The 26,732-nt window shown below is 62.0% G+C and carries 27 protein-coding genes and 1 pseudogene; 9 read left to right on the top strand and 19 right to left on the bottom strand.

Annotated elements, in window-relative coordinates; all coding sequences use genetic code 11:
* Positions 1-108 precede the first annotated feature (108 nt).
* The 3 genes and pseudogenes from WH299_RS05165 to WH299_RS05155 all read right to left on the bottom strand — a co-directional run.
* Positions 109-282: pseudogene (locus tag WH299_RS05165) on the bottom strand (NIPSNAP family protein); the annotation flags it as partial.
* A gap of 87 nt (positions 283-369) precedes the next feature.
* Positions 370-891, bottom strand: coding sequence for a nuclear transport factor 2 family protein (locus WH299_RS05160; RefSeq protein ID WP_099491980.1), 522 nt, complete (start codon positions 889-891; stop codon positions 370-372).
* 1 nt (position 892) lies between these two features.
* Positions 893-2,017: an amidase gene (locus WH299_RS05155; protein ID WP_099491979.1), complete on the bottom strand. Its 1,125-nt coding sequence runs from the start codon at positions 2,015-2,017 to the stop codon at positions 893-895.
* Between the two features lie 192 nt (positions 2,018-2,209).
* Between WH299_RS05155 and WH299_RS05150 the strand changes: the two genes are divergently transcribed.
* Positions 2,210-2,686 carry a MarR family winged helix-turn-helix transcriptional regulator gene (locus tag WH299_RS05150; RefSeq protein WP_065930120.1) on the top strand — a complete coding sequence of 159 codons (477 nt, stop codon included), beginning with the start codon at positions 2,210-2,212 and terminating at the stop codon, positions 2,684-2,686.
* A gap of 137 nt (positions 2,687-2,823) precedes the next feature.
* A complete protein-coding gene (locus WH299_RS05145; RefSeq protein WP_099491978.1) occupies positions 2,824-4,308 on the top strand; it encodes an aldehyde dehydrogenase family protein in 1,485 nt (494 codons plus the stop codon).
* Positions 4,309-4,357: 49 nt separating this feature from the next.
* Here the strand turns inward: WH299_RS05145 and feaR are convergent, their stop codons facing one another.
* From feaR to WH299_RS05110, 7 genes are all read right to left on the bottom strand, one after another.
* A complete protein-coding gene (gene feaR, locus WH299_RS05140; RefSeq protein WP_339549751.1) occupies positions 4,358-5,257 on the bottom strand; it encodes a transcriptional regulator FeaR in 900 nt (299 codons plus the stop codon).
* Between the two features lie 23 nt (positions 5,258-5,280).
* Positions 5,281-6,402, bottom strand: a complete 1,122-nt coding sequence (locus WH299_RS05135) for an MFS transporter (protein ID WP_256663586.1) — start codon at positions 6,400-6,402, stop codon at positions 5,281-5,283.
* Positions 6,403-6,521: 119 nt separating this feature from the next.
* A complete protein-coding gene (locus WH299_RS05130; RefSeq protein WP_145338148.1) occupies positions 6,522-7,733 on the bottom strand; it encodes a Bcr/CflA family multidrug efflux MFS transporter in 1,212 nt (403 codons plus the stop codon).
* Complete coding sequence (locus tag WH299_RS05125; protein ID WP_145338149.1) at positions 7,730-8,578, bottom strand: alpha/beta fold hydrolase; 849 nt, start codon at positions 8,576-8,578, stop codon at positions 7,730-7,732. The genes WH299_RS05130 and WH299_RS05125 overlap by 4 nt, the downstream gene beginning before the upstream one ends.
* 66 nt (positions 8,579-8,644) lie before the next feature.
* Positions 8,645-9,937, bottom strand: a complete 1,293-nt coding sequence (locus WH299_RS05120) for an NAD(P)/FAD-dependent oxidoreductase (RefSeq protein WP_099491973.1) — start codon at positions 9,935-9,937, stop codon at positions 8,645-8,647.
* Positions 9,938-9,995: 58 nt separating this feature from the next.
* The gene (locus WH299_RS05115) at positions 9,996-10,418 is read right to left on the bottom strand and encodes a RidA family protein (protein ID WP_017846980.1); all 423 of its coding nucleotides are present in this window, start codon (positions 10,416-10,418) and stop codon (positions 9,996-9,998) included.
* A gap of 33 nt (positions 10,419-10,451) precedes the next feature.
* A complete protein-coding gene (locus tag WH299_RS05110; RefSeq protein WP_099491972.1) occupies positions 10,452-11,591 on the bottom strand; it encodes a tyramine oxidase subunit B in 1,140 nt (379 codons plus the stop codon).
* Between the two features lie 183 nt (positions 11,592-11,774).
* Here WH299_RS05110 and WH299_RS05105 point away from each other — a divergent pair, with 183 nt between their 5' ends.
* The 6 genes from WH299_RS05105 (at position 11,775) to WH299_RS05080 (ending at position 16,097) form a co-directional block, all read left to right on the top strand.
* Positions 11,775-12,599: an AraC family transcriptional regulator gene (locus WH299_RS05105; RefSeq protein ID WP_065930128.1), complete on the top strand. Its 825-nt coding sequence runs from the start codon at positions 11,775-11,777 to the stop codon at positions 12,597-12,599.
* 132 nt (positions 12,600-12,731) lie between these two features.
* Complete coding sequence (locus WH299_RS05100) at positions 12,732-13,460, top strand: response regulator (RefSeq protein WP_099491971.1); 729 nt, start codon at positions 12,732-12,734, stop codon at positions 13,458-13,460.
* Positions 13,457-14,548 (top strand): ATP-binding protein, encoded by a 1,092-nt coding sequence (locus tag WH299_RS05095; RefSeq protein ID WP_099491970.1) that lies wholly within the window; start codon positions 13,457-13,459, stop codon positions 14,546-14,548. The genes WH299_RS05100 and WH299_RS05095 overlap by 4 nt, the downstream gene beginning before the upstream one ends.
* 37 nt (positions 14,549-14,585) lie before the next feature.
* Positions 14,586-14,783: a hypothetical protein gene (locus tag WH299_RS05090; RefSeq protein WP_099491969.1), complete on the top strand. Its 198-nt coding sequence runs from the start codon at positions 14,586-14,588 to the stop codon at positions 14,781-14,783.
* A gap of 55 nt (positions 14,784-14,838) precedes the next feature.
* Positions 14,839-15,201: a hypothetical protein gene (locus tag WH299_RS05085; RefSeq protein WP_078833289.1), complete on the top strand. Its 363-nt coding sequence runs from the start codon at positions 14,839-14,841 to the stop codon at positions 15,199-15,201.
* A complete protein-coding gene (locus tag WH299_RS05080) occupies positions 15,189-16,097 on the top strand; it encodes an ABC transporter six-transmembrane domain-containing protein (protein WP_099491968.1) in 909 nt (302 codons plus the stop codon). The genes WH299_RS05085 and WH299_RS05080 overlap by 13 nt, the downstream gene beginning before the upstream one ends.
* A 101-nt stretch (positions 16,098-16,198) precedes the next feature.
* Here WH299_RS05080 and WH299_RS05075 read toward each other — a convergent pair whose 3' ends face one another.
* The 9 genes from WH299_RS05075 to WH299_RS05035 all read right to left on the bottom strand — a co-directional run bounded on the left by WH299_RS05075 (position 16,199) and on the right by WH299_RS05035 (position 25,669).
* Positions 16,199-17,140: a helix-turn-helix domain-containing protein gene (locus WH299_RS05075; RefSeq protein WP_065930131.1), complete on the bottom strand. Its 942-nt coding sequence runs from the start codon at positions 17,138-17,140 to the stop codon at positions 16,199-16,201.
* Between the two features lie 50 nt (positions 17,141-17,190).
* Positions 17,191-17,997 (bottom strand): 2-keto-4-pentenoate hydratase, encoded by an 807-nt coding sequence (locus tag WH299_RS05070; RefSeq protein ID WP_099491967.1) that lies wholly within the window; start codon positions 17,995-17,997, stop codon positions 17,191-17,193.
* Positions 17,994-19,601, bottom strand: a complete 1,608-nt coding sequence (locus tag WH299_RS05065) for a bifunctional 3-(3-hydroxy-phenyl)propionate/3-hydroxycinnamic acid hydroxylase (RefSeq protein ID WP_099491966.1) — start codon at positions 19,599-19,601, stop codon at positions 17,994-17,996. Before WH299_RS05065 ends, WH299_RS05070 begins: the two co-directional genes overlap by 4 nt.
* 61 nt (positions 19,602-19,662) lie before the next feature.
* Positions 19,663-20,265, bottom strand: a complete 603-nt coding sequence (locus WH299_RS05060; protein WP_065930134.1) for an amino acid synthesis family protein — start codon at positions 20,263-20,265, stop codon at positions 19,663-19,665.
* Positions 20,266-20,280: 15 nt separating this feature from the next.
* Positions 20,281-20,739, bottom strand: coding sequence for a VOC family protein (locus WH299_RS05055; RefSeq protein WP_065930135.1), 459 nt, complete (start codon positions 20,737-20,739; stop codon positions 20,281-20,283).
* A gap of 11 nt (positions 20,740-20,750) precedes the next feature.
* Positions 20,751-21,791 carry a VPS10 domain-containing protein gene (locus WH299_RS05050; protein WP_078833284.1) on the bottom strand — a complete coding sequence of 347 codons (1,041 nt, stop codon included), beginning with the start codon at positions 21,789-21,791 and terminating at the stop codon, positions 20,751-20,753.
* 12 nt (positions 21,792-21,803) lie between these two features.
* Complete coding sequence (locus WH299_RS05045; RefSeq protein ID WP_053129953.1) at positions 21,804-22,598, bottom strand: SDR family NAD(P)-dependent oxidoreductase; 795 nt, start codon at positions 22,596-22,598, stop codon at positions 21,804-21,806.
* 27 nt (positions 22,599-22,625) lie between these two features.
* Positions 22,626-24,116: an aldehyde dehydrogenase family protein gene (locus tag WH299_RS05040; RefSeq protein ID WP_099491965.1), complete on the bottom strand. Its 1,491-nt coding sequence runs from the start codon at positions 24,114-24,116 to the stop codon at positions 22,626-22,628.
* Positions 24,117-24,127: 11 nt separating this feature from the next.
* Positions 24,128-25,669: an acetolactate synthase large subunit gene (locus tag WH299_RS05035; RefSeq protein ID WP_099491964.1), complete on the bottom strand. Its 1,542-nt coding sequence runs from the start codon at positions 25,667-25,669 to the stop codon at positions 24,128-24,130.
* A 288-nt stretch (positions 25,670-25,957) separates the two neighbouring features.
* On the opposite strand from WH299_RS05035, the gene WH299_RS05030 reads away from it, so the two are divergent.
* Complete coding sequence (locus WH299_RS05030; RefSeq protein ID WP_065930139.1) at positions 25,958-26,716, top strand: IclR family transcriptional regulator; 759 nt, start codon at positions 25,958-25,960, stop codon at positions 26,714-26,716.
* The last annotated feature ends 16 nt before the right edge of the window (positions 26,717-26,732 follow it).

The raw sequence follows: 26,732 nt of genomic DNA, 5'->3' as shown, positions 1-26,732 counted from the left end.
GGGGCCCCCCCCCCCCCCCCCCCCCCCCCCACCAAAAAAACCCCCCCCCCCCCCCCCCCCCCCACCCCCCCCCCCCCCCGCGCCCCCCCCCCCCCCCCCCCCCCCGCCATCGTCGAACCCGCGCAGGACCGCGATGCGATTATGCTGGCCGATTTCCGACACCCAGCAGCCCATCAAATGCACGCCCTCGCCCGCTTCGCGCAAGCTCCGCTCCAGACGCGGCAAGGCTTGAGGCACGGTGCGAACACGCAGGGTAAAGGTCAACAATTCGAACAGTTTCAAGGCAATCTCCAGGGACTACGCGCACGGCGCGACCGCCCTTGTCGGGCAGTCGCGGGAGCGTGCAAAACGAGGGGGGGGAAGTGAGCGCTATTGGCGAGGCACCGGTAACTCGGCGTCGCTGTTCCATGCCTCAACCGGGCGGCTGAACAGGTTTTCGGTCTGGAAGTGCGCCATGCGCCACTGCCCGTCTTCCTCGGCAAAGCGCACGTTCAGGCGCGCGGCGTTAAGGTGGGAGGCGCCGCTGGCGAAGGTGGACGTCTGCAACATTACCCAACTGCCGAGCACGGTATCGTCCTGCACCTCGATCAGCTCGCTGGTGAGGAAGTGCACGTTGAGGGCAAAGTGCGCCGGGGTTTTCATGTAACCAGCGAACATCGCGGTAATCGCTTCGCGTCCACGATAGCCACCGAAGCTGTGGGCGTACTTCGCGCCTTTGCCCTCCCACACGGCATCAAGGGTGAACAGACCGGCCAGTTCGAGGAGTGGCGTGCGTGCATCGAGCGCATCACACAGCACCATGTAGCGGTTCATGCAGGCACGGGCGCTGGCTTCGATTTCAAAACGGCGCAGGCGTCGCTCCAGGTCCGCTCGCGGGATGGTTGCGTTCATTTCAGACCTCTCCCCCGGCATACAGACGCTCGAGCAGGCGGCCGGCAATGGCCAGCAGTTGCTCATCGGCACCCTTGGCCCCCACCAGTTGCAGGCCCACCGGAAGTCCTTCGGCGCTGGCCAGCGGAATGCTCAGCGCCGGGTGTCCCGACAGATTGAACGGGCGCACGAAGGCGGTCATTCCGAGCACTGCCTGGGTGTCAGTGGCCTCGGCCAGGGTCAAGGGGAAGTCAGGCATGGTCGGCAGTACCAGCACATCGACATGCTGCAAGGCGGCGTCGACTTCGGCCGTGAACTGCCTGCGCACCCGCTCGGCTTCGGCCAACGCGGCCGCCGTGGTATTGCCGGCGGCGGCCAGGCGCGCGGCAATGTCGGCGCCCACCTTGCCGGTTTCCAGCAAGTGACCGCAGGCATCGAACGTTTCGCGGTTGATTACCACCATGCCAGCGTCATAGGCCGCCTTGAGGCTGGGCAGCGTGAGACGTTCACCGGGTAGACGGATCACCGCGATGGCGGCATCGATCACTCGCTGTACGGCGGCGCCAGCCTGCACCGTCACGACACCCAGGCGCGGCGAGTCCGGCGCCGACACCGGCTTGAAGCTGGCGTCGATCACCTGCATGGCCGTGACCAGCATCGGCAGGCTCGCGGCAAACGGACCGACGCAGTCGAGGCTGCTGTGCGCCGGCATTACGCCACGGCGGCTGACCCGCCCGAACGTCGGCTTGAAGCCGAACACCCCACAGCAACACGCCGGTATGCGCACAGAGCCGCCGGTGTCGGTTCCCAGGGAAAAATCTGCCAGCCCGGCCGCCACGGCAGCTGCCGAGCCACTGGAGGAACCGCCCGGAATACGCCCGGGGAAACGCGGATTGGGCGCAGTGCCGGTCCAGTGATTGATGCCCGTGGTGCCAAACGCCAGTTCATGCAGGCTGGTCTTCCCCACCAGGCGACAGCCCTTCTCCAGCAGCGCCTGCACCACATCGGCGTGGACCGTGGCAGGTGCGGCATCCTCAAGGGCCTGGCTCGATGCACGGGTAGGCAGACCAGCCAGATCAATTGTGTCCTTGACCATCACGGTCGGCCCATCGCCGCCAAGGAAAAGCTGTTCAATCACCAGGGTCATGTCGGGTTACCTTCACTGTGAAATGCGGAATGGGGGCGCCCGATGCGCCCTTTCCTTTTTTTCACACTCACCGAATATTACGTGAATTGTCAACTAAATTCCCCAGCACAAACAGGCTGATGTCCGGGCAAAAGCCGTGCCGAATTCACGAGAAAAGTTTATGATTGGCCGCCGCCCCGACATGAGCAGACCATGAGCGCACCCAAAAAACACGCAGGCCGCTACGACCCCGGCAGTGAAGACTTTCACAAAGAGGATTTCCCGTTCTACTGGCTGGCCATGGTGCATGGTCGCTACAGCCAGTACATGGAAAAGGCACTGAAGAAAATCGGCCTGGATATCCCGCGCTGGCGGGTGTTGTTCATTCTCAAGGAGAACGGCCAATCGAGCATTTCCGAAATTTCCACCCACGCCATCGCCAAGCTCTCGACCATCACCAAGACGGTGTATCGCATGAAGGAAGACGGCCTGGTGGACACCGCGCCCTGCGAGGACGACGGCCGCGTGACGCAGGTGCGCATCACCGAACAAGGGCGCGAGGCGATTGAACGTATCCAGGTCGCCACGGGTGACCTGTTCAAGCGCAGTTTCACCGGTATGACCGAAGCGCAGATCCAGCGCCTGAACCGCATGCTCGAAACGGTGTTCGACAACCTCGGCGAACCCTAGGTCAGCGGCGGCCAAACCTGTCAGGCATAACCAATTTCCAGGCAGGCTCGAACAAGCAGCCACGCGTGCATCGGTTTTTAATGCAAGGGTCTTTCGAGCGCCCCCGGGCGCGACGAATCCTTCATTGGAGCGCCACCATGCACATTGCCCTGCTGCCCTCAGTCGTTGCCTTCCTGGGTCGCGACCATTCCAACTTCATCGATGGCGTCGCGCACACCAGCGCCTCCACCCAGCGCATCGGCGTGGTCGATCCCGGAACCGGCGAGACCGTCGCGCAGCTGCGTGACGCCCAGGCCGAGGATGTGAACCTGGCCGTCGACAGCGCCACCGCTGCCTTCAAGGGCGCCTGGGCGCAAGTCACCCCCTACCAGCGCGGCGTGCTGCTCAACCGTCTGGCAGATCTGATAGAAGCCAACGGCGAAGAACTGGCGCAATTGGAAACCCTGAGTTCCGGAAAATCGATCAACCTGTCGCGGCATATCGAAGTGGGCCAGAGCGCGGTGTTCCTGCGCTACTTCGCCGGCTGGGCGACCAAGATCGGCGGCCAGACAATGACCCCGTCGTTCCCTTCCATGGCGGGTGAGCAGTACAGCGCCTACACCCTGCGCGAGCCCGTGGGCGTGGTAGCGGCCATCGTGCCGTGGAACTTCTCGCTGATGATAGGCGTGTGGAAACTGGGCGCCGCGCTGACCACCGGCTGCACGGTGGTGCTCAAACCCAGCGAATACACACCGCTGTCCCTGTTGCGCCTGGCGGAACTGGCGATCGAGGCGGGAATTGCGCCGGGCGTGATCAACGTGGTCAACGGGCGCGGCCAGGTGGGCCAGCAGTTGATCGAACACCAGGCCGTGCGCAAGGTGTCGTTCACCGGTTCGGTGCCCACCGGCATCGCGGTGGGCAAGGCCGCCATGGCCGCCGACCTGACCCGCGTCACCCTGGAGCTGGGCGGCAAGAATGCCGCCGCGCTGCTGGCCGATGCCAATGTCGATGACGCCGTAGCGCGCTTCGTGCAATCGGCCTATGTGCACCAGGGCCAGGTGTGCGCGGCCCCCGAGCGTTTGTTCGTGCACCGTTCCATCGTCGAGCAGGTGACGCAGAAGATGGCGGCGATGTTGTCGCAGATGGTCATAGGCTCGCCTATGGATGAACATGCTCAGTTCGGCCCGCTGTCGAACAAGCCGCACTTCGACAAGATCCTCGGCTTTTTCGACCGTGCCCTGCAGAGCAACCAGGTGGTATGCGGTGCGCGTGCAGTGGACCGTGCCGGTTACTACGTGGAACCGACGCTGATCATCGCCAACGGCAAGGATGATCCGCTGCTGCATGAGGAAACCTTCGGCCCAGTGGTATGCGTGCTGGCGTTCGACGATGAAGAAGAACTGGTCACCTTGATGAACGACAGCCCGTTCGGCCTCACAGCCAGTATCTGGACCAACGACTTGTCCAGGGCCTTGCGCCTGATCCCGCGAATCGAGGCGGGTACGGTGTGGGTCAACATGCACACATTTGTCGACCCGAGCGTGCCGTTTGGCGGGATGAAGGCGTCTGGCATGGGGCGTGAATTCGGCAGTGCGTTTATCGACGACTACACCGAGCTGAAATCCGTGATCATCCGCTATTGACCACATCGGATCTGTGGCGAGGGAGCCTGCTCCCACGCCGCAACCAGGCTCAGTGCCCGCGGCGCCGATAGCTACTGGGTGTCAGCCCCGTCTGCTTCTTGAACGTCTTGGAAAAATGCGACGAATCAGCAAAGCCCCAATAGCTGCCGATATCGGTGATCGAGCGCTGTGCGCAAACGGGATCGCGAAGGTCCTGCGCGGCCTTCAACAGCCGCTCACGCAGAATATAGCGGCAGACGCTGTCGCCACTCGCCTCAAACAACCTGTAGAGCTGGCGGCTGGAGATGCCCAGCTCTTCGGCCAGCGACGCCGGCGACAGCCGGGGTGAGTCAAGCCGCTGCTGGATGACGGATTGCACTTCATGCAGCTGCCACCCAGGCGAATGGTCGCTCGCACGGTACTCCAACACCGAGGCCAGCAAGGCAACCAGCGCCCTTGGCAGACCATCACCATCCTGCGGGCAAGACCATTGGGCCAGCTCACCCGCAGCGACCTGTCGTACCAGCGTGCCAAGCAGTTGGCCACACACCCCCGTGGTCGACAGCTTGCCGAAGCGGCTACGGTCCAGCCCCTTGAGCAACTCACACGGCAACGGGATCGACACATGGGCGAACAACCCCTTGGGGGTCATTTTCACCGCACCGGAAAAGTCCAGCAAAGCCAGGTCACCTGCGTGCAGTTCAAGCACCTTGTCGCCCAGCTCAATGACCATCGAGCCCTGCTGTTGCAACACAAGAAAACACCGGGCCGATGAGCTGCGCCCGCTTGAGCGAGCTACCTTGGCAATCACACTGGCATTGCTGCGAATGTGGGCGACCGCCGTGGTGCCCACCCGCGTCTGTTGCATTTCCCCGATGAAAAGGCTCTGGCAATGGTCATAGCGCGTGTCGAAACGACCGCAGGTCGCGCGCACACATTCGTTCCAGGTCGACAACGCTTGACCACGCATGGGTGTTCCCCCTCTTCACTCGCTCACAACCCGGACATCACGGCGGTACCCGAAGCCCGCATGCGTTGAAACGCCCACTGGGCTCTCAACACCGCCGCGCCATAGATGACCAGCACCGCCACCGAACAGGCGCCCGAGAACACCAACACCGCCGAGTAGCCGAATGCCTCGATCAGAAACCCACCGATGGCTGGCCCGAACGCCGCCCCCAGGGACAGGCACAGCGCGCCCAGCGCGACAAGCTTGCCCGACAGGTCGAACTCAGCCATGACGCCGAAGGTATAAGCCAGCACGAAGCCGATCGAAAAGAGAAAGCAAATAACGCCTACGACGTAGGTCGTCAGGGAAGAAAACTGCGCCAGTGCCACCAGACCCAGTAACTCGGCGAGGATAATCACGGCCACCGGCATGAAGCGTCCCACCCTCAAGCCGATCGCCGAGGCGATGAAGCCGCCGCCGGCATTGATCAGAAAACCCAGCGCCAGCACCATGCCGATGGTGTCGGAGGCCAAGCCGGTCTTTTTGCCCATAAGCTCCAGGAACGCCCACACCGACATGATGCCGGTCAGGAAAACCAGGCTGGCCACCAGGCTCAACCATACGATGGTGCGACTCTCGGCGCTGGCAATCCGCACGGCGGTACCGGACGCTTCCAGGTGTCGCTCGCTACGGCGCGGCACCCAAGGCAGCGGCAGGATACCCATCACCACCATGGCAATGGCGATGGTGATCAGCATGCCTTCAAAGCCCCACACCGGCGCCACCGCCACGGGTAGCACGATGAGCAGGAAGGCGCCCGGCACGGTCTCGATACCTAGCTTGAAACCAAACGCTCGTTCAGGCTGCGAACTGTCACCGAAGATCGTCATCGCCAGGGCGTACAAGGCCCCGGTACCGGCGCCCGCCAGAGCCATGATCGCCAGCAGCGCTTCATAGGAAGGATCGCGCAGCACAAACACGAGCGCGCCCACCACCAGCGCCGACGACAGTGCCGATATGACTCGCCAACTGAGCCGGTGAATCCACAGCAGGGACGCCAGCCCGAATGCGCCAAACCCCAGGTTCATGGCCATGGCCAGGTTGCCCAGTTGGTGCTCGCCGAGCCCGAAACGCTCGGCAAACGCGCCAAACAGCACAGGTAGCACGTTCAATAACAAGGCACCTGCACCCGAAACCAAGCCTGCACACACATAGACGGAGGTTGTATCGATCGGATTTATTTTTGTAGTTTTCATTTGAATATCCTGGCTTTTTTAACTGCGGCTCACGTTTGCTTAACGACGGCCGTCACGGCAACCGCCCGGGCAGGCGTGCGAAGGGTCACGCAATAAGCGACCAACGAGCCCATCCCGCAACACCCCACCACCCAACACATCGGCCAGGCGCTGCCATCAGCCAAATGGCTGACCCACAGGCTGGCCAACGCCCCTGTGGCGAATTGCACCGAAACCCCCAGCGCCACGCTCGCACCGGCCTGGCGCGGAAACAGCATCATCAGGCTGGCCATGCAATTGGCGCCGATCAAACCGGTCACGCCCATGTACAGCACCATGCAACACACGATGCTCGTCAGCCCGCCCCATTCGGTATACCCGACCAGCATCAGCGCCAACCCTGCCCCGCTCACCAGCACCGCCCCCACGCCGAGCATGCGTTGCGGCCCAAAACGGCCCACCCAACGCGCGTTGATAAAGGTCACCAGGATGATGCCGAGGATGTTCAGGGCGAACAACGCGCTGAACACCCGTGGCGAGACACCGAAATACACGACGTACACAAAAGGCGAAGCAGTGATGAAGGCGAACATGCCGCCAAACCCCAGGGACATGCACAGGATCAGCGCCATCGCCCTGGGTTGCCGGGCGATGGTCAGGTAGGCCGCGAAGGCCGCCCCAACGGACGCCCCGCGATCCTGCGCCGGCAGACTTTCCTTCAGGGTCAGGGCCACCAGCAGCAGGCACAGGCTGGACAGGATGAACAAGGTGGCAAAGATCGTGCGCCAACCCTGGATCAACACCAGCCAAGTGCCGATCATCGGCGCGACCAGTGTCGCCATCATCGTCAGAACGTGCATCCACGACAGCACTTTGGCTGCCTCCGCCAGGCCTACCCTGTCCCGGGCGACGGCGCGCGCCAGCACCAGCGCACCCGCGCCGCCGAGCGCCTGGAAAAAGCGCCAGGCAATCAGTTGCTCGACGCTACCGGCAAACAGGCAACCCAGGGTCGCAGCCGCGTACAGCACCAGGCTGCCGAGCAGCAACGGGCGACGGCCGTAGCGGTCGGACAACGGACCGTAGCACAACATGCCCAGGCACAGCCCGGCGAGAAACGCGCTGATGGTGTGTTGCACCTGCGCGGTGCTGGTCGACAGGTCCTCGGCGATTTGCGGGAAGCTGGGCAGGTAAGTATCAATCGAAAATGGCCCGAAGGCCGTCAGGGATGAGAGCAGCACAATCAAGCGAGCCCGCGGTTTCATCGGCCGGGGATCGCGAGGCTGTCAAGAAATGCGGTGACCAGCCGGTTGAACGTCCCACCCTGGTCGTCATGCACATAGTGGCTGGCGTCCGCGACTTCGGCCGTGCGCACGTGCGCATTGCTGTCGCGCATGGCTTGCAGCGTCGCCGCCGGCAGAAAGTCCGAGCGCATACCGCGAATGAACAACGTCGGACAATCCAGGGCGCGTACCGCCGGCCACAGATCGGTAGGCTCAATGCTCAGGCGTGCCTCGGCGATGCCTTGTTGATCGTGGCGCCAGGTGATCGCACCCGCGCTGTCCTTCATCGAGTGCGCCAGCCGCGACGCCAGGCCCTGCGCCGACAAGCCAGGACGCGACGCCTGCCAGAACGCACGGGCGGCGTCCCAGTTGTCGAAACGCAACGGGGTCTGGTTCATCTCGCGGCGAATGCGCGCCGCACCGTCGCCCTGGCTGGAGGAACCTGGCCCGATGTCTTCGATGATCAGGCCAATCAAGCGCCCCGGGTGCTGCCGTGCGTATTCCAATGCGTTGGCGCCCCCCAGCGAGTGACCCAGCAACACGAACCGCTGCAAGCCGACATAGGCGACAAAGTCCTGCAAGTCTTCCACATAGGACTGCGTGTGATAACTGGCGGCCGGTGCCCAGTCACTCAGCCCGCGTCCGCGCTGGTCCAGGGCATAGATGCAATAGCCATCGCCCAGCGCTTCTACCAGCGACTCCCAGGTCTGGGCATAAGCACGCAAACCATGCAGCAGTACCAAGGGCACGCCGCCCGGCTTGCCCCAGCGTAGAAAATGCAGACGCAAGCCTGCGCGATTGGTGAAAAAAATGCTGTCTGGGGACATTGCCTGGCTCCGCCGCTCAGTAAAGGAGAAACACCGTTTTTCTGGGACTGTCGCGGTGCATGCGACCTAGAAACGATCAAACCGATAAGGGCTCGGGTCGATGATCGGGGTATGCCCACTGACCATATCGGCGGCCAAGTGGCCGGCCGCCGGCGAGGTACCGAAGCCATGCCCGGAGAAACCGGTGGCCACGGTCAGGCCCGGGATTTGCGCGACCGGCCCGATCACCGGGTTCGAGTCCGGCGTCACATCGATCGTGCCCGCCCAGGCCTGAGCAATCCTGGCTTGTTCGAACACCGGCCAGGCCGCCTTGAGGCTGTTCATCGCGTCGTTATTGAGCCGCGGGTTGGCCGCCGGGTCCTGTACGCGCACGCGTTCGAAGGGGCTGACACTGTCGGCCGACCAACGTCGCGAAAGCGCCAGGTCATTGAAGAAATACTTGCCCAGTGACACGTTCAATACGCTGCGCTGCGCGCGAAATTGCGGCATATATTGCTTGGCCAGCAACAGGTGATCGAGGGTCAGGAAAGCATCCAGTTTGCCGCGCTGGGTAATGATGAAGCCGCCGTCCTTGTGCTTGCGAAACGAAAAGTCCGGCGCGCCCACGGCAATCTCGGTGGGGCCCAGCATCGGATGGGTGCGCAACACCGAACAGGTCAAGGCCAGGGTCGGCAACGACACCCCGAGGTTGCCCAGGAATCGCCGCGACCACATGCCGCCAGCCAGTAACACCTGGTCGCAGCGGATCTCGCCTTTTTCAGTGACCACCCCGCTGACCTTGCCGGCGGACATCTGCAGCGTGCGCACCGCACACTGCTCGATGATCACCACGCCGAGGGCCATGGCGGCCTTGGCGATCGCGCTGCTGGCCAGGGTCGGTTCGGCGCGCGCGTCGGATGGTGTGTAGATGCCGCCGGCCCACTCACCCGCGCCGCCCGGCACTTTCTGTGCGATTTCGCGGTTGCTCAGCAACCGCGAATCCAGTGACAGGTGCTCGACCGATTTGAGCCAACTGTCATGCATCGCCATTTGCGCCTCGTTGCGGGCGACGAACATGATGCCTTCCTGGCGATAACCCACATCCGCACCGATGCGCTCGGGCATTTGCGCCCATAAGCGGTCAGCGGCCAGGGCCAGCGGAATATCGTGAGCGTGGCGACTGGTCTTGCGTACCCAGCCCAGGTTGCGTGAAGACTGCTCGCCGGCGATACGGCCTTTTTCCAGGACCACCACCGGGATATTGCGTTCGGCCAGTGTCAGTGCCGCAGTCAAGCCGATGATGCCGCCGCCGATGATGACGACGGCGGTCGTGGAGGGAAATTCGGTGGACGTATTCACGGGCGCAATAGTCGGGGCCATGATCAAGACTCGCAAAACTATAGAGGTCGACCGCGCGAGGGCGCGGCCGCAGGACGGGTTATTGCGACAGGCGAATCACTTCGACCTGGGCCTTGGAGGCGTTGCGATACGCCGTCACTTCCAGCTCCACCTTGTAAACCGTCGAACCCAACGGCGGGCAGGTGACGGTACTGGCCGGGTCGACACCACGGAATTTTTCGCCGATCAGGCCCATCACCGCCGGCACGTCCTTGGGGTCCTGGATAAATACCCGCGAACACACCACATCGGCCAGGCTTGCATCGACGGCGGCCAGCGCGGTTTCGATGTTGGCGAACACCTGGTGCGTCTGCTCGAGGATGTCCTCCGGGATCAGTTTGGTCTGCGGGTTGCGCCCGGCGGTATTGGACACATAGATCCAGTTGTCCACCACTACCAGGCGCGAATAGCTGGCCTGGTCTTCAAAGGGTGAGCCGGTCTTGAGCTTGATGATTTTGGTCATGTCGTAAGTCTCGTCAGTGGGTTAAAGGATGGCTTAGCGCAGGACGGGGGTTTCCCACAGGTTGAGCTTCACGCCGATGCCTTTTTCCACGGCATTGCGATACACCACGGTGCCCCAGGCCACGTCTTCCACAGGCATGCCGCCCACCGACATGATGATGATCTCTTCATCGTTGCGACGGCCCTGGGCATCACCGGCGACGATCTTGCCGATGTCTTCGAGTTCTTCGGGCTGCATCGTGCCTTCGGCGATCATGTCCATGAACCGCACGCCGATCACCGGCACGCAGTGGTGCGCAGGCTTGGGCAATTCTTCGAACCAGGCTTCGTAGAGGCCGGTGTTATCCAGCACCTTGCGCACGTCGGCGCGTTCCATCCCCTCGTCCAACGAGCAGGATGCCGGCATGGCCATGAAGCAACCCGGCTTGACCCACTCGCGCTTCACAATTGGGTAGTTTGAGGGGTCGCCTGTCTCACCGGAGCTACAATAAGTAACAAGGTCGGAACCACGGACCACTTCTTCGAGGCTGTCGACCACGGTGATCGTGGTCACCTGTGGGTAGGTGTCCTTCACCCAGCCAATAAAATCATTCAGGCTTTTCTCGCCACGGCCCTTGATCTTCAAGGTATCGATCTGCGGGCAAACGGCGATGAATGCGGCGAGCGTGGTCTTGCCCATCACGCCGGGGCCGAGCAGGCCGACCACCTTCGAGTCCTTGCGTGCCAAGTGGCGCGCGCCCACGCCGGGAATCGCGCCGGTGCGGTAGGCCGACAGCAGGTTGGCAGACATATGCGCCAACGGTGCGCCGGTGTCGGGATCGTTGAGGGTGAACATCAGGATCGAACGTGGCAGGCCTTTTTCGCGGTTGGCAATATTGGAGCCATACCACTTGACGCCTGCGGTGCAGAAGCTGCCGCCCAGGTAGGCCGGCATCGCCATCATGCGGCGGTCAGCGGTGGGCTTGGGCATGTTCGGGAAAGGCGAATCCTTCGGAAACACCACCATCGCGCCGTGAGAATCGTTGTTTGGCCCGGCCATGCGGTAGTCGCCGCTATAGAGCAGGCCGAACATCTCTTCCATGGTATTCACACAGGCAAGCATGTCGGTTACGCCCGCGCGAATCATGTCCTGCTCGGACAGATAGATGAAGTCAATTTTTGTGGTAGTGGACATTATTATTCTCGACTGAAGATGAAGTCGCTGCGGTAGGCGCTGCTCCCACGCTATCGAGGTCGAGTATCATTGAGTGTTTCATGGCGGTATTGTAAATTTCGGACATCAAGGTTCGTCCCCGCCCGCAGAGTTGGCGCGATAAATGCGTGAATATTCCCGCATATACCACGCCAAGGTCCGGCCATGCCCAACCTGTGTTCACCATCGCTGCGGCAAACCGCTTACGAACAACCCTGGTTCGTACTCAACTCTTCACGGTATTCGGTAATGCCTTCCGAGCACCCGGCGATTTCGCATTTCTACGCCTTCGATGTCGCTCACTCGGCTGATCTGCTGGCGGTGCCGGACGGCTGCGTGGATATCGTTTTCGACTGTGACGCCACGCGCCCAAGTGTGAGGATTTGTGGTACCCCGCTGGAGGCGCAGCAGGTCGAACTGCTGCAGGGTCACCATTACTTCGGCGTGCGCTTTGCGCCGGGGGTTATCCCAGGTTTCATCAACGTCGTGGCCGAGGACCTGACCGAACAGGAATGGGATCTGCTGGAAGTATCGACGTTTGCCCAGCGCATTTTCGAAAGCATCGTCCAGGCCCCACAGTTGCAGGAGCAGATAAAGCTGTTCAGCGATTACCTGGCCCCGCGCCTAATCGGCCGAAGCTCGAAACTCACGACCATGGTCATCCAACAGGCGCTTGCACATCGCGGTGACCTGCGTATCCAGCAACTGGAAGAACTCAGCGGGTACACCAGCCGCACGATTCATCGCCAGTTCAGCCAGGACACCGGCCTGTCGCCCAAGACGTTCTGCCGGATCATTCGCTGCCAGGCGGCGCTGGAAACCCTGAACACCCGGCACGATGTGTCGTTTTCAGACCTGGCCCTGGACCTGGGCTTTTCCGATCAGTCGCATTTCCTGCGCGACTTCAAGAAGCTGGTCAGTACGACGCCCTGCGATTACCAGCGCCGAATGCTGCAGAGCGCCTACGCCGAGCGCATCCGCTTCGCCTGAGTGCCCTCCCCCGTTCCGCGAAAAATCAATTCCCCTCTCCATCATTTCTCCATAAAACCTTCGCCGAACGTGCATGCTTGCGGTGCATTATTCAATCCGTTGCTGAAAAACCGTACACCCACCGAGCAAACCATGACTGAACCACTCCTTGCATCGCTCTCTAACCAGGCGCTGGTGCTGATCGCCGAAGACGAGCCGGAAATCGCCGACATCCTCACGGCCTACCTCAAGCGTGCGGGTTTTCGTACCGCCCATGCGCAGGATGGGCGTCGTGCGCTCGAACTGCATCAACTGCTCAAGCCGGACCTGGTGCTGCTCGATGTGATGATGCCCAAGCTGGATGGCTGGATGGTGCTGGCGGAGTTGCGTCATCGCGGTATCACCCCGGTGATCATGCTGACTGCACACGACCAGGACATGGATAAACTCATGGGCCTGCGCATTGGTGCGGACGACTACATCGTCAAACCCTTCAACCCGGCAGAAGTCATCGCCAGGATCCAGGCCGTGCTGCGCCGCTGCAGCGATCAAGGCCATGGCGCCGACCACCGCGTACTGCGCGTCGACGCCTTTGAAATCGACATCGACAGCCATGAGGTGAACGTACACATCGGCACGCAAAAACAACCATTGCACCTGACGGTGACCGAATTCAAGTTGCTCGCACAGTTGGCCAAGGCGCCGCGCCGCGTGTTCAGCCGTGCCGAACTGCTGGTGCTCTGCTCGCCGGAGAGCGACAGCCTGGAGCGGACCGTCGACAGCCATATCAGCAAGTTGCGTCGCAAGATCGAAGACCTTGGCCTGCACGGCGTACCGGCCAGCATCCGTGGCGTGGGCTACCGGTTCGGGAGCCAGGCATGAAAGTGGCCAACAGTTTGAGCCGGCAGATTATCGTGTCGATGTCGGCCGTGGTGATGTGTGTGATCGCCCTTGCGCTGGTCGGGTCCTACATCTTCTATGCATTGCTCTGGACCTTTTCGCCGCCGACGGAGTTGGAGATGCAGTCGGATGAGTGGCTGCCCAGCGGCGTGGAATGGGTGTGGATGGGCTTGATCACCTGCGTCAGCCTGGGCCTCGGCGTGGCGGTGGCCGTCAAGTTGTCCAAGCGTATTCTGACGCCGCTTAACTCGGTAGCCGTGAGCCTGCGCAGGCTGGCCGACGGTGACCTGGATGCCCGCGCCGTGGCGCCTGATCTTTCCCTGGGCGAAGCTGCCCTGCTGGTGGATGACTTCAATAGCATGGCGAACCGATTGAAACGCATGGCCGAGGAACAAGCCTTCTGGAACGCCGCGATTGCCCATGAACTACGTACCCCGCTGACCATCCTGCGCGGTCGCTTGCAGGGACTGGCCGAGGGTGTATTCGAGCCGGATACCGCGCAGTTCTACAGCCTCTTGGGCCAGGTCGAAGGCTTGACCCGCCTGGTCGAAGACCTTCGCGTGGTGGGCATGGGCGACAACGGTCACCTGGAATTGGCGCTCAAGGAGGTGGAGCTGGCCGATGCATTGGAGGCTGAAGCGCGCTTGTTCGAGCCCAGCCTGAACAGCGCCGGTTTTGCCCTGCAATTAAACCTGCGCAAGGGCCCGGTGTACTGCGACCCCGATCGCATCTGCCAGGCTTTGCTCGCGCTGCTGGACAATATTTGCCAACACGCCACACCGGGCACCGTCAGCATTGAACTGGGCGGTGACGAGCGAGGCCACTTCCTGAGGGTCACAGATGAGGGCCCGGGGGTCGACGCAGCATTCGCCCCACACATTTTCGATGCGTTTCAGCGTGGCGAAAGCTCACGCTCGCGTGCCCAGGGCGGCAGTGGCCTGGGCCTGGCCGTGGTGCGGGCAATTGCCCTCGCCCATGGCGGCGCAGTGACCTGTCGAACGGCGATAAACAGCGGCACGGTGTTTGAGCTGAGTTGGCCATGCGGCGCCTTGTTTACTACTCAAGCCTGACAACCAATAAACAATTAATACCAACTAAGGTGATGGCATGCGTCTCTCTATTGGCCTGTTCAAGAGAGCAATAAAGTATCGCCACTTTGCCTTACTGGACATACACGGACGTTGCGTTGCTTTCTTGAGTTGCGAAGGGATTCCTGTCAGGGGTGAATGGGTGGAAGTCAACGAAGTCAATCTCGCCTGGCTCAGCCAAACGCTGCCAAGCCAGGAGCGCCAGGGCAGCGAATAGCCGTATCGCCTGCCGCCTGGCTCTGATGTTTAACGTTATTACGTGGATAACTGTTATGCCGACACAGCATTCAGCTCGGAACACTATCGACCTTAAACAAGTGGAAGCGTCACTGACGCTCTACACGTTTAAATTGAGAAAGTTGCAACGTTTCTGGATTCCCCTGCAGAAGTACGCGCCGCGGTGTGTATTGGCGTTGTGGCTGATCGGCGTGGGCGTTTCTTTAGTGACGCTGTCGTATTACCACTGGCTGGTCATCGCACCCGCTATTTGTATGTTGATCACCGTGGAAATCATTATCGAAGAAGTACAGATCGATCTTTTATTGATGACCGATGAAGCGCGATATTTGCTCGATGTCACCCGTGGCATCTATCAGCGAACTACGCGCGCCGCAGGTGCCCCATGCAGCCCGTAACGCCGCCGACTCTGCTCGAAGAGAGTAAAAGACTGGGGCAGCAATCCGCCAGCCAGACCCTCAAGGCGATCGCCAAAGCCTATCCCGGCAAACTGTTCGGCACCTTGTCGCTGGTTGCGTTGGAGAATGCTTTGCTGCTGGCCTACCCGTTGTTCGCCGGGTTTGCCGTCGACTCGATCATCCGTGGCGATGTCGGCAGTGCCGTGTGGTACGCCGCCGTAGTCCTCGGTTTCTGGGTGGTCGGCGCGGCTCGCCGGGCCGTGGATACGCGCACGTTCACGCGCATCTATGCCGACCTCGCGGTGCCAGTAATTCTCAACCAGCGCCTGCAACGCCACAGCACCTCCAGGGCGGCGGCGCGAGTGGTACTGGCGCGGGATTTCGTCGATTTTTTCGAAAAGCATGTGCCCACCATAGCCACTGCGCTGGTGTCGGTTGTCGGCGCAGCGGGCATGCTGTTGGTGATCGAGCCCTGGGTCGGCCTGGCCTGCCTGCTCGCACTGCTGCTGTGCGTTACCCTCATGCCGGGCTTCGCACGGCGCAACCAGCGCTTGCATGAACGCTTGAACAATCGCCTGGAAAAGGAAATCGGCCTGGTGGAAAAAGCCGGCGCCAACACCCTGCGCCGTCACTACCACGTGCTGTCGCGATTGCGAATCGGGGTGTCCGACCGCGAGGCCGTCGCCTTCCTGTCCATCGGCTTGCTGGCGGCGTTGCTGTTCGTGGTTGCCATCAGCCAATTGGCCTTGGCGCCGGAGGTGAAGGCCGGGCATATCTATGCGGTGATGACCTACTTGTGGACCTTCGTCAGTTGCCTGGATGACGCGCCGTCGACGATCGACCAACTGGCGCGGCTCAAAGATATCGGCAAGCGCGTGGACCCGGGGCTGGCGTAAGGCCGTGACAGGTGGGCGATGCACTTTGCGCCGATGTGTGTTTCCTTGCGTCATCCTGGCAACGTTGAAGATCCACCCGCATTGGCACGCGCTTTGTCGTGTCAGTATGACGCTCGGCGTGTTTCGGACGGCGATTCACCGAACAGCTCACGGTAATGCGTGGCGAAATGGCTCAGGTGAAAAAAACCCATGGCCACGGCGATCTCACCGATGTTTTTCTCGCTCGCAGGGGTTGCGATCAACTGTCGCCTGACGGCGTTGAGTCGCAAATTGCGCAGGTATTCGACCGGTCGCATATCGGTGACGGCCTGGAAACTATTTTGCAGGGTCCTGCGACTGACGTGCAGCTGTTCACACAGATCAAGAATGCTCAACGGCGTATCGCCGCTGGCAATGATCAATTCCTGGCTGCGCCTGACCAGGTAGGCACTGACGGCGAAATTGCCACGCCGGCAGCGCACCTCGTCGCTGGCATGGCTGAACAGATCGAGGAACGCGCCAAGCAATTCGTCTTCCAGCATCTTTTCCGAGGCCGGGCTTATAGCGCCTGCATGTTCCAAAAAGTGACGAAACAGCGGGTGGATGCGCTGGCGAATGCGCAACAGTAACGTTTCATCCACGCTGAGCGCAGACACGCTGGTCAGGCGTTTGAGCTGATCGTTGGATAGTTCGAAGGCGGCCAGTTTGGCAAAGCGCACGGCATCGACATTGAGTGCGAAAAAGTGCGTGCCTTGCGGCGCATGCAACACGAACTCTTCGCCGTCACGCAACAGCACCACGCTTTGCGCGCTCACCTGCTGGCCTTGAACCACCGGCGGGCTGCCCAGTGACATGGCCGCACACAAGCGCCCCTTGGGCGAGCGGCCATGCTGCACCACGCGCTTGTCCAGCACCTCCTGGAAGATCTGGAAACGATCGCCGGACAACTGCCACAGTTCGCTGGTCAGGCAACCACGACCGAGTTGGTCATACACCTGCTGCCAGCCCTGGATCGAGCCGGCGTGCTGTTGAGAGTCATTGAAGGTACGGACTTCGGCGAGCATATGCGTCATTCCTCGGCGGCCAGATTGTTGTTTTTGGCCTGAAGGCGGGCTCAGTCATCCATAACAGTCGCTGGCGATTGCGCAGGCACGAGGCCTGGGTGGAAATCCAAAGCCAGTTCCGTGCCAAGCATGCGCAAACGATAAGCGCCCGGTCGTATATCCAGCGGTGCCAGCAATGCACCGGACAACACGACCTGCCCGGCGTCCACGGGATAACCGTCCGCCAACAGACGCCGCACCAGCCAGCACAGGTTGAACAGAGGGTTGTCTTCGCGCGTCTGGGTATCACCGCTGCCGAGCAATGCGCCGTCATGCTCCAGGCGATACTCCACGCACGCATGCCGCACCGCATCAAACGACACGCGCGGCCCGACACAGTAAAGCCCTGCGGCGGCGTTATCGGCCAGGAACGCACCCAGCCCGAAAGCCCAGCCCTGCCAGCGGCAGTCGGCGATTTCGAAGGCCGGGGCCACCTCGGCAATTGCCGCCAGAATCTCCTCGTCAGGGTAATCGCCTGGCGCCAGGGGCCGCCCGAACACCAGCGCCAGTTCAACCTCAAGCTTGGGCTGGATCAGCCGCTCGAACGACACCGCGCTGCCCGGCTCGACCGCCATGGCCGACGTGAGCGCGCCATACACCGATTCGTCGAGGCCAAAACGCGCCTGCGCCGCCCGGCCGGCAAAGGCCACCTTCCAACCACTCAGGCGCTCGCCACCTGCCAGGCGCTGGGCCAAGCCCTGGCGCAACAGGGAGTAACCTTGCTGCTTGTCCAGTGCCTCGGGCGGCAACGGTGCGATGGCCCGGGCGCTATGCCCGGCCTCGTGCAGTTGGTCGAGCAACTCGTCAGCGCCACTCATGACAGTTGCTCCGCCAGCTTGCGCAGCACGCCGTCAAGCCGCTCAGGCGTGGTGATGGCGGCGACGAAGCGGTCCGGACGCACCACGACGATGCAGTCGCGCACCTTGGAGAACCATTCGCCCAGGCGGTTATCCACATCCTCCACACTCAAGGCATCATTGGCTTTCAACGGCTGGTTCCGCCCGACGCCGCTGCGCGAACGATTGACCTGGATGAAACGTGTATCCCAACGCGTCCAATACTCGGCCATCGCCTCACTGAGATGCTCACGCGGGTTCACGCGATACCCCAGCACGGCATAACCATTGCCGAGCACCTCGTCCAGGCGCCGCCGCTGGCCCTGGTCGTCTTCGATGTTCGGCTGGATGAACAACTGCCCGACCAGATCGTCCTCACGCAACTCGGCCCGCTCGTGATAAACCAAGCCCTTGGTGATGGTGGCCTTGGGTTTGAACTTGAATTCCAGCAAGTGCGAGCGCAGGTTATCCACGCTGTTCACCGCCTGGAACAGCCAGTCGCGCACGCCAGCCATCAGCGGGTTAGTCAAGCCGAGTACCGCCCCCATGTTGTCGGCCAGAGCCACCAGTTCGGTCGCGTGACCACGCCGCTCCTGGTCGTAGGTAGCGAGGATCGACGGCGCCGCGCGGCCCTGGATGATCGCTGCCAGTTTCCAGGCCACGTTGGCCACGTCGCGCAGGCCCGAGTTGAGACCCTGCCCGGCCCACGGCGGGGAGATATGCGCGGCGTCGCCCACCAGTGCCACACGCCCTTCGACAAAGCGCGCCGCGACCCGCGAGTGGTGGGTATAGGCACGAATACGGATGATGTTGAGGTTGTTCACGGCATCGCCGATATGCCCGTGGATCAGTTTGCGAATCGTCGCCTCTTCGCACATTTTCGCTTCGTCCTCGCCCTCCATCAGCATGAATTCCCAGCGTCGCTGCTGGTAAGGCAGGTAGATGCACACGAAGGGCCGCTGCGGGTCGGCATGCAGCGCTGTGTAGGGCGCATCAAGTGTGTCGTTGGCGGTGTCGACCACCACCCATTTGCGCGGATGGGTCAGCCCAAGCAGTTCGATGCCGAGCTTTTTGCGCACGGTGGAGCGTCCGCCGTCGGCACCGATCACATAGTCGGCCTGAAGCTGGTAGATCTCGCCTTCGGCATCGCGCACCTGCAGGGTCACACCCTCGGAATCCTGCTCGAGTTCCAGCAATTCGTGGCCCTGACGCAGCTCAACGCTGGCATGCTGGCCGAGGTGTTCACGCAGGGTACCTTCGAGCAACTGCTGCATGAAGATATTGCGCATCGGCCAGCCGTACTGCGCGGCACTCGGCTTGACCTCGGCGAAACACACACCGCGTGCGTTGTAATAGCGCAGCGGCACGTCACAGATCATGTCGCGCACCGCCAGCTCGGCGATGCCGATTCCCTGCAGCACACGCAACGCCTCATCGTCCATGCCCACTGCACGAGGATAAGGCAGGATGCCGTCGGCCAGCTCAAGGACGACGCAGTCGACACCGTACATTCCCATATAGTGCGCGGCCGTAATGCCGTTGGGGCCACCGCCCACAATGACAACTTGGGTCTTCTCCTGCTTCATCGCTATTCACCGCTTTTCTTGTTGTGGTTTGGGTCCAGCACCGCTTGATCCTGCGCGCTTATCAGTGCAGACCGTCAAGGCCCTTTACGTCTTCGGCTTTGAGCCCGCCCAACCGCGCATGCAGGCGTCCGCGCGTGGCGAAGGCCCAGATCACGACGATCTCATCCGGCGAAGGGCCGTCGCCGAAGGTCACCGAGAAACTGTCGTAGTGCGAGCGCACGTACAGGGCGTCCTTGTGCGCCAGCGGCACGTCGATGGTCGAGCCTGGGCCACCCCGCTTGCCGGTGGAGGGCACCCACGACTTGCCACCGCCCAGGGCGACGCGGATCGGATCGGCGGCCGGGTTGGTCAGGAACGCATTGCCGTGCTCGTACTCGCCTGCGCTGCCCACCAGGATGGCCTTGCCGTAACTTTCAATCTGACGCGAACCGGCCAGGGCCTGGATGCGCCGGCCGAACTCTTCACCCAGCAGTGGCGACGGCTCGATCAATTGCGAAAGGTCTTCACTGTAACGGCCGGCATACGGGTTGGCGATCACTGCAGCGACGGCGTATTTGAACACCGGCTCGCCATCGGCCAACTGGCCGGTTTCATTGGCCAGGGTCTCTTCAACGAAGCTGTACCATTTGCGGATGTGATAGCTGGCGAAATTTGCGGTTTTCATCGGGGCTGCCTCTGTTCAAAGGGGGTCGAGTGGGTCAAGCGTGATGTTGCGACTCGGCGCACCGGCGGCCTTGAAGCGGGCCTTACCGCACGCATCGTCATGCTCGGTTTCGAGAAAAAACTCCATGCGATTGCAATCGGGATCGTTGAAATACAGGCCGTTGCCGATTTCATGATCGGTAATTTTCACCACCTCCACTCCCTTCTTCAGCAACATGCCGTAGAGCTGGCGCAAGGTGGTCATGTCACCGGCGATTTCCAATCCGTAGTGCTGCAGCCCCAGCCCGCCCTGGTGGGCGCCGGGTTCTGCGCGAATCAACGCGATGTCGTGATGCTTGGTGCCAAACGCCATCATCACCCAGCTCTCGCCACGGGCACTTTCGTGCATGCCCAGAATGTCGGCATACCAGCGCGCCGACACATCAGGATCACTCACCCAGAGCGATAAGTGAGTTCGAAGGATTTCGACTTTCATCACTGTTTACCTCAGTTTTTCTTGACGATGGATTGATGCCCGGCCTTGATTTGCGCCACGGCAGGCGTCCATAGCACGTCGGCGATCTCGCTGAATTCGCGCCAGTGCTTCTGCCAGCCATCACCGCCGTTGTCGGATGTAAACAAGTGCCCATACTTGGTGCCCGCCACCATCTGGCGCGGGTTGGCCGGGTTGAAGGCAATGGCCCAGACGCAGGAATTGGGCTGCTGCGGTAACGGCAGCACGTTCCAGCTGAGGGCGGCATCATGGGAGACGAGGATCTTGCTGGTGGTGCCCGGCGTACCATCGGAAATGCTCAGGTACAGCTCGTCTTGAGTGCCCAGCGGCGCATTCATGGCACGCAGGTAGTACAGGCCGAAGGCTTCGCGACCGATAATGCCGGTCCAGGTCAGACCCTCGTCCAGGCTGCGGTAGACCGCATTCACGCAAACCACCACGATGACTTTCTTGCCGTGATTGGGCAGTACCACAATGTTGTGGATGTCCGAGTTGTAGTCCCACAGCAGTCGGTCATCGACGCGGGTCCAACTGTCGCCGCCATCGCGCGAATGGAACAGGCCACCCTCTTCCAGGCCAAACCACAGCTGATTGCGGTCGGTGGGGTCATAGGCGAAGGCCAGCAGGCGTGGGCGGCTGACACCGTCGCAGAACTCTGGAATCTCAACCGGGGCACGGTCCCAGCTCAGGCCGGCGTCGAGGGTGCGCCATAACACGGCGCGCGATGGCGCACCGGTGCCAACAAAAATCCGTTTGGCGTCCTGCGGGTCGACGGCGACTTTCCACACCGTCTCGCCGTTGAACGGCGAATCGACGCGCTGCCAATGGCCACCGGTGTCGCGGCTGATGCACAAGCCCACGTCCGTGCCGGCGTAGATCACTTCGGGTGCGTCGGGATGCACGCTCAGGGATCGGGTGATCGCATCGAACTCCAGGTCCTGCCCCAGGCCCAGGCGATGCCAGGTCTTGCCATCGTCGGCGCTGCGGATCACCGCTTGCCCGACGGTGGCGACCAGAAGGGTTCCATTACTCATCTGTGATACTCCTCAGATATAGATGCCACGGGTCAAACCGCCGTCGATTCCGATGGATTCACCGGTCACCGCAGCAGCTTTCGGCGACGCCAGGAAGCCAATCAGCCAGCCCATTTCAATCGGTGCGAGGGTGCGGCGAATCGGCGTCGCGTCGATGTAGGCCTGCTCGACCTGCTCGGCGGTCTTGCCCTGCTTGACTGCTTCGCGCTCGTACAACTCCTGGATATGCGGGGTATCGACGACGCCGGGGTGAATCAGGTTGACCGTGATGCCCGAAGGGCCGAGCTGGTCGGACAGGGTCTTGGTCATGTGGGCGATGGCCAGGTTGCGCATGCCCGAGAGCACTTTGCTGCTGCGCCCGGTGAGGCCGCCGATGTTGATGATGCGCCCGAAGCCGCCCGCCTTCATGTGCGGGGTCACGGCCTTGGCGCACCGGAAGTAGCCGATCACCTTGGTGTTGAGGTCCGACAGCAGTTCATCGTCGCCGGCGTGTTCGATGTCATTGCGCACCACACCCGACGGCGCTGCGGCACCGTTGACCAGGATGTCGATGCGGCCGAAATGCTTGTGCGCCGCCTCGACCATCTCCGACACGGCCTTCATGTCATTGGTGTCACAGAACAGCGGCAGTACTTCATTGCCGGTCTGTGCAGTGATCTCTTCGGCCGCCAGTTGCAGGAACGCCATGCGCCGCGCGCAGATCACCACCTTGCAGCCTTCCTCGGAGAGAAAACGTGCGACTTCCTTGCCGATGCCCATACCGCCACCGGTGACAATGGCCACGCGGCCTTTCAATTCCAGATCCATAGCAATTACCTCTTGTGATTATTCAGTTCAGGCCAGATCGACAAACACGCTTTTGGTCTCGGTGTAGGCATCGATCACGTTTTTACCCATCTCCCGGCCCCAGCCGGATTGTTTGTAGCCACCGAACGGTGAAGAGGGATCGACCACGTTCCAGCAGTTGATCCAGACCGAGCCAGCCTTGAGCTGTGCAGCCACGCGGTGCGCCGAGCGCAAGTCGCGGGTCCACAGGCCAGCAGCGAGGCCATAGGGCGAATCGTTGGCGCGCAGCACCAGTTCATCGATTTCGGTCCAGCTCATGACGGTCAGTACCGGGCCGAAGATTTCTTCTCGGGCCACACAGGCGCGCTCGGCACGGTCGAGGAACACGCTCGGTTGAATGAAATGCCCATGCTCGAGGTGTTCGGGACGGCCGCCGCCGCAGATCAGTTCGGCGCCCTCCTCCTGGCCCCGCTGCAGGTAACCCTTGACGGTCTTCAACTGCCGCGCGGACACCAACGGCCCCATGCTGTTGGCCGGGTCCAGGCCATTGCCCAGGACATAGGCGGCAGCGTGGCGCTGCAGTTCTTCGAGCACCTGGTCGAGCACACTGGCGTGGACATACAGGCGCGAGCCCGCCGTGCATACCTGGCCCTGGTTGTAGAAAATCCCATCGGCGGCCCCCTTGGCGGCGCGCGCAATGTCGGCATCGGGCAGGATGATGTTCGGCGACTTGCCGCCCAGCTCCAGCGAGACCTTTTTCATGTTGCTGGTGGCCGCCTGGGCGATCAGCCGCCCGACTTGGGTCGAGCCGGTAAAGGCGATCTTGTCCACATCGGGGTGCTGTGCCAATGGTGCGCCAGTGTCGGCGCCCAGGCCTGTGATCAGGTTGACCACGCCGGCGGGGAAGCCTGCAGCCTCGATCAGTTGCACCAGGCGGATCGCGATCAGCGGCGTTTGTTCGGCGGGCTTAAGCACCGCCACGCAACCGGTGGCCAACGCGGGGCCGAGCTTCCAAACGCACATGGTCAACGGGAAGTTCCACGGCACGATCAGCGCGCAGACCCCCACCGGTTCGCGCAGCGTGTAGTTGAGCATCGGCGCGCCGCTGGCCGGCGATACGGGCAGCGTGCTGCCTTCGATCTTGGTGGGCCAGCCGGCAAAGTAGCGAATGATGTTCGCCGCGCTGGCCGCTTCACCGCGCGCGTTGGCGATAGGCTTGCCGTTCTCCAGCGTGATCAGTTGCGCGAGTTCCTCGCGGTGCTGGTCCAACAGATCGGCCAGGCGAAACAGCAACAGGCCGCGCTGCGCCGGTGACTGCAAGGCCCAGGTGCCGGTAAAGGCTGCGCGCGCGGCCGCAACGGCCGCATTCACATCACGCTCATCGCCTTGGGCGACTTCGGTCAGGGTCTGTTCGGTGGCCGGGTTTTCCACGGCAAAGCGACGACCGCTGGCGGCGTCCTGCCAGGTGCCGCCGATAAACAGGCGGCCTGGCTGGGCCAGGAACACCTGGACGGCAGGTAATAATTCGGGCTGATACATAATCGACTCCTTCACAGCGCCATTTCGATCAGGCAAGGACCACGGTCGGCCTTGGCATTGGCCAGCGCGCGTTGCAGTTCGGCATTGGTCTGTACCGTGCAGGCCGGTACCCCGTAGCCTTTGGCCAAGGCCTTCCAGTCAATACGCGGGCTGTCGAGCACGGTCAGGCGCAGGGCTTGCGGGTCCATTTCGGTCATGCCGAAACGGCGCAGCTCGTTCTGCAAAATCGCGTAGCGATGGTTGGCGGCAATCAGGATCACCACCGGCAACTGCTCGCGGGCGATGCTCCACAGGGTTTGAATGGTGTACTGGGCGCTGCCGTCCGATTGCAGGCAGAACACGCTATTGCCGCGTTCCGCCAAGGCGGCACCGAACCCCACCGGAATCCCCTGGCCAATCGCGCCACCGGTATTGGTCAATACCCGATGCCGAGCGGCGCGGGCGGAGGCGGTAAAAAAGGGATAGCCGCAGGTGCCGCCCTCAACCGAGACGATGCTGTCTTCGGGCAGTGACGCGGCCAGCACTTGGCCGATGGATTGTGGCGTCAGCTCGGCATGGCCGGGCGGTAGTTCGATACCCTGCGGGGTCGGCACATAGGCCGGTGCATTCAGGGCATCGGCCAACGCCGCCAGCGCGCCGGCGACATCGTCACCGACTTCTGCCAGCGTCAGCAGACGCTCACGTTCTGCGAGGCGCGACGGGATACCTTCGTAGCCAAAGTAACTGATGGGCTCGGGTACGCCTGCACAAATGACCAGGTCGTACTGCTCCAGAATTTCAATCGCCACCTCCGGGAAATACGGCAGGCGATCCAGGTCCGGCAAGCCACCGCCACGGTAGCTCAGGCGCGGAAAGGTCTCGGCAAACAGGCGCACGCCGGGCAGTTGCGCCAGGCGCCCCGCTGCTTCCAGGCCCGCGACCGACAAGCCCTCATCGCCGACGATAAACACCAGCCGCTGACCATCACGCAGTGCCTGCGCCACGGTTTCTACCCGGTCACCGGCAAACCGGCGAACCGGCGCGCGCAACGGGGCGAATACACCGTTGTGCGTCACCGCGTGGGCTTGCAGGTCCATAGGCAGGATCAAACTGGCGATCTGGCCTTTGGCCTGCCACGCCGCACGCACGGCTTCCTGCAAGTCTTCACCGATACCCGCCGCCGTGCGCGAGGTACGCACCCAACCAGAAACGGTGCCGGCTAAGGCCTGGATGTCGCTGGCCAAGGGCGGATCGTAGTTGACATGCCAGGAGGCGTGATCGCCGATGACGTTGACGATCGGCGTATTGGCCCGACGCGCGTTATGCAGGTTGGCGATGCCATTGGCAAAGCCCGGGCCCAAGTGAGTCAGGGTCATTGCCGGCTTGCCGGCGATGCGGCCATAGCCGTCAGCGGCGCCGGTGCAGACCCCTTCGAACAGCGACAACACCGGCTTGAGAGCAGGTGCGCTGGCCATGGCCGCCACCAGCGGAATCTCGGTGGTGCCCGGGTTGGCAAAGCAGTACTCGATACCGCTTGCCGCTGCCGCATTCACTATCAGTTGCGCGCCATTCATTGTCAGCCCTCTCGCTTGAGCGTTTTCTTTGTTGAGATTTATCACACAATATAGAGAGCCAGACAAGCATTTTATGAATGAAATCTCTTAATTTGAGATTTAAGTGAATTTATAATCTGAAAAGCTTAGCCTGTCGACCTGCAGGGTCGGGTTTGCTCGAGTATGCGGTTTGTCAGTAACTTCCATCACTGGCCCACCGCTTTCACGAGCAAGACCGCTCCCACATTGGATCTGCGCTGTTTTCGCCTATAGTGCTTACCCGCATGCCATCCCTTCTCTAGGAACGAAATGAGCAGCCTGAGTAAATTGCTGAATGTCCTGGACCTTTTCGGTCCGGCGACGTTGAAGATCGACCCGGACACCATCGCCGAGCGCATGGGCCTGTCGCGCGCCACCGCGTATCGCTATGTCAAGGAATTGTGCGACGCCGGCCTGCTGACCCGCGTGGACGCCGGCCACTACGGCCTGGGGCCGCGCGTGATCGAGCTGGACTGGATGATGCGCCAGTACGACCCCATCCTTCTGGCGGGGCGCGAGCTGATGCACGAGCTGTCGGCGCAGACCGGCCTGGCGGTGTTCGCCAGCGTCTTCTACGACGGACGCATCATCAACACCTACATTGCCGAACCCACCGACACGTATCACTTCTCCTTCGGGCGCGGGCATCCGCTGCCCTTTTTTCGCGGCGCGCAGTCCAAGGTATTGATCGCTTTCCAGAAAGGTCGACGCCTGCAGCGTCTGTTCGAAGAGCATATGGCCAGCGACCCGGAAAGCCCGTACGACTGGGCCAGCTTTGCCAAGGCCACAAAGAAGATTCGCAAGGATGGGTACTGCATGACCCATGATGAACTCAACCTCGGCCTGACCGGCATCGCCGCGCCCATCATCCAGCCGGATATCGACGAGGTGATCGGCAGCCTGTCCGCCGTCGGCAGCACCCAGAGCTTCAAGCTGCTGCGCCAGGAAACCGTGATTGAAATGGTCATGGACACCACCCGCCGGATTGCCGAGAACCTGCGCAATCCGCCGGGCGCCGCCGCATCCTGAGGTTCAGGCGCGGCGG

Source organism: Pseudomonas sp. MYb541, assembly GCF_037479595.1.
Classification (GTDB): domain Bacteria; phylum Pseudomonadota; class Gammaproteobacteria; order Pseudomonadales; family Pseudomonadaceae; genus Aquipseudomonas; species Aquipseudomonas canadensis.
Note: the sequence above shows the minus strand (reverse complement) of the source record. Positions and strands in the feature narration are given on the sequence as shown.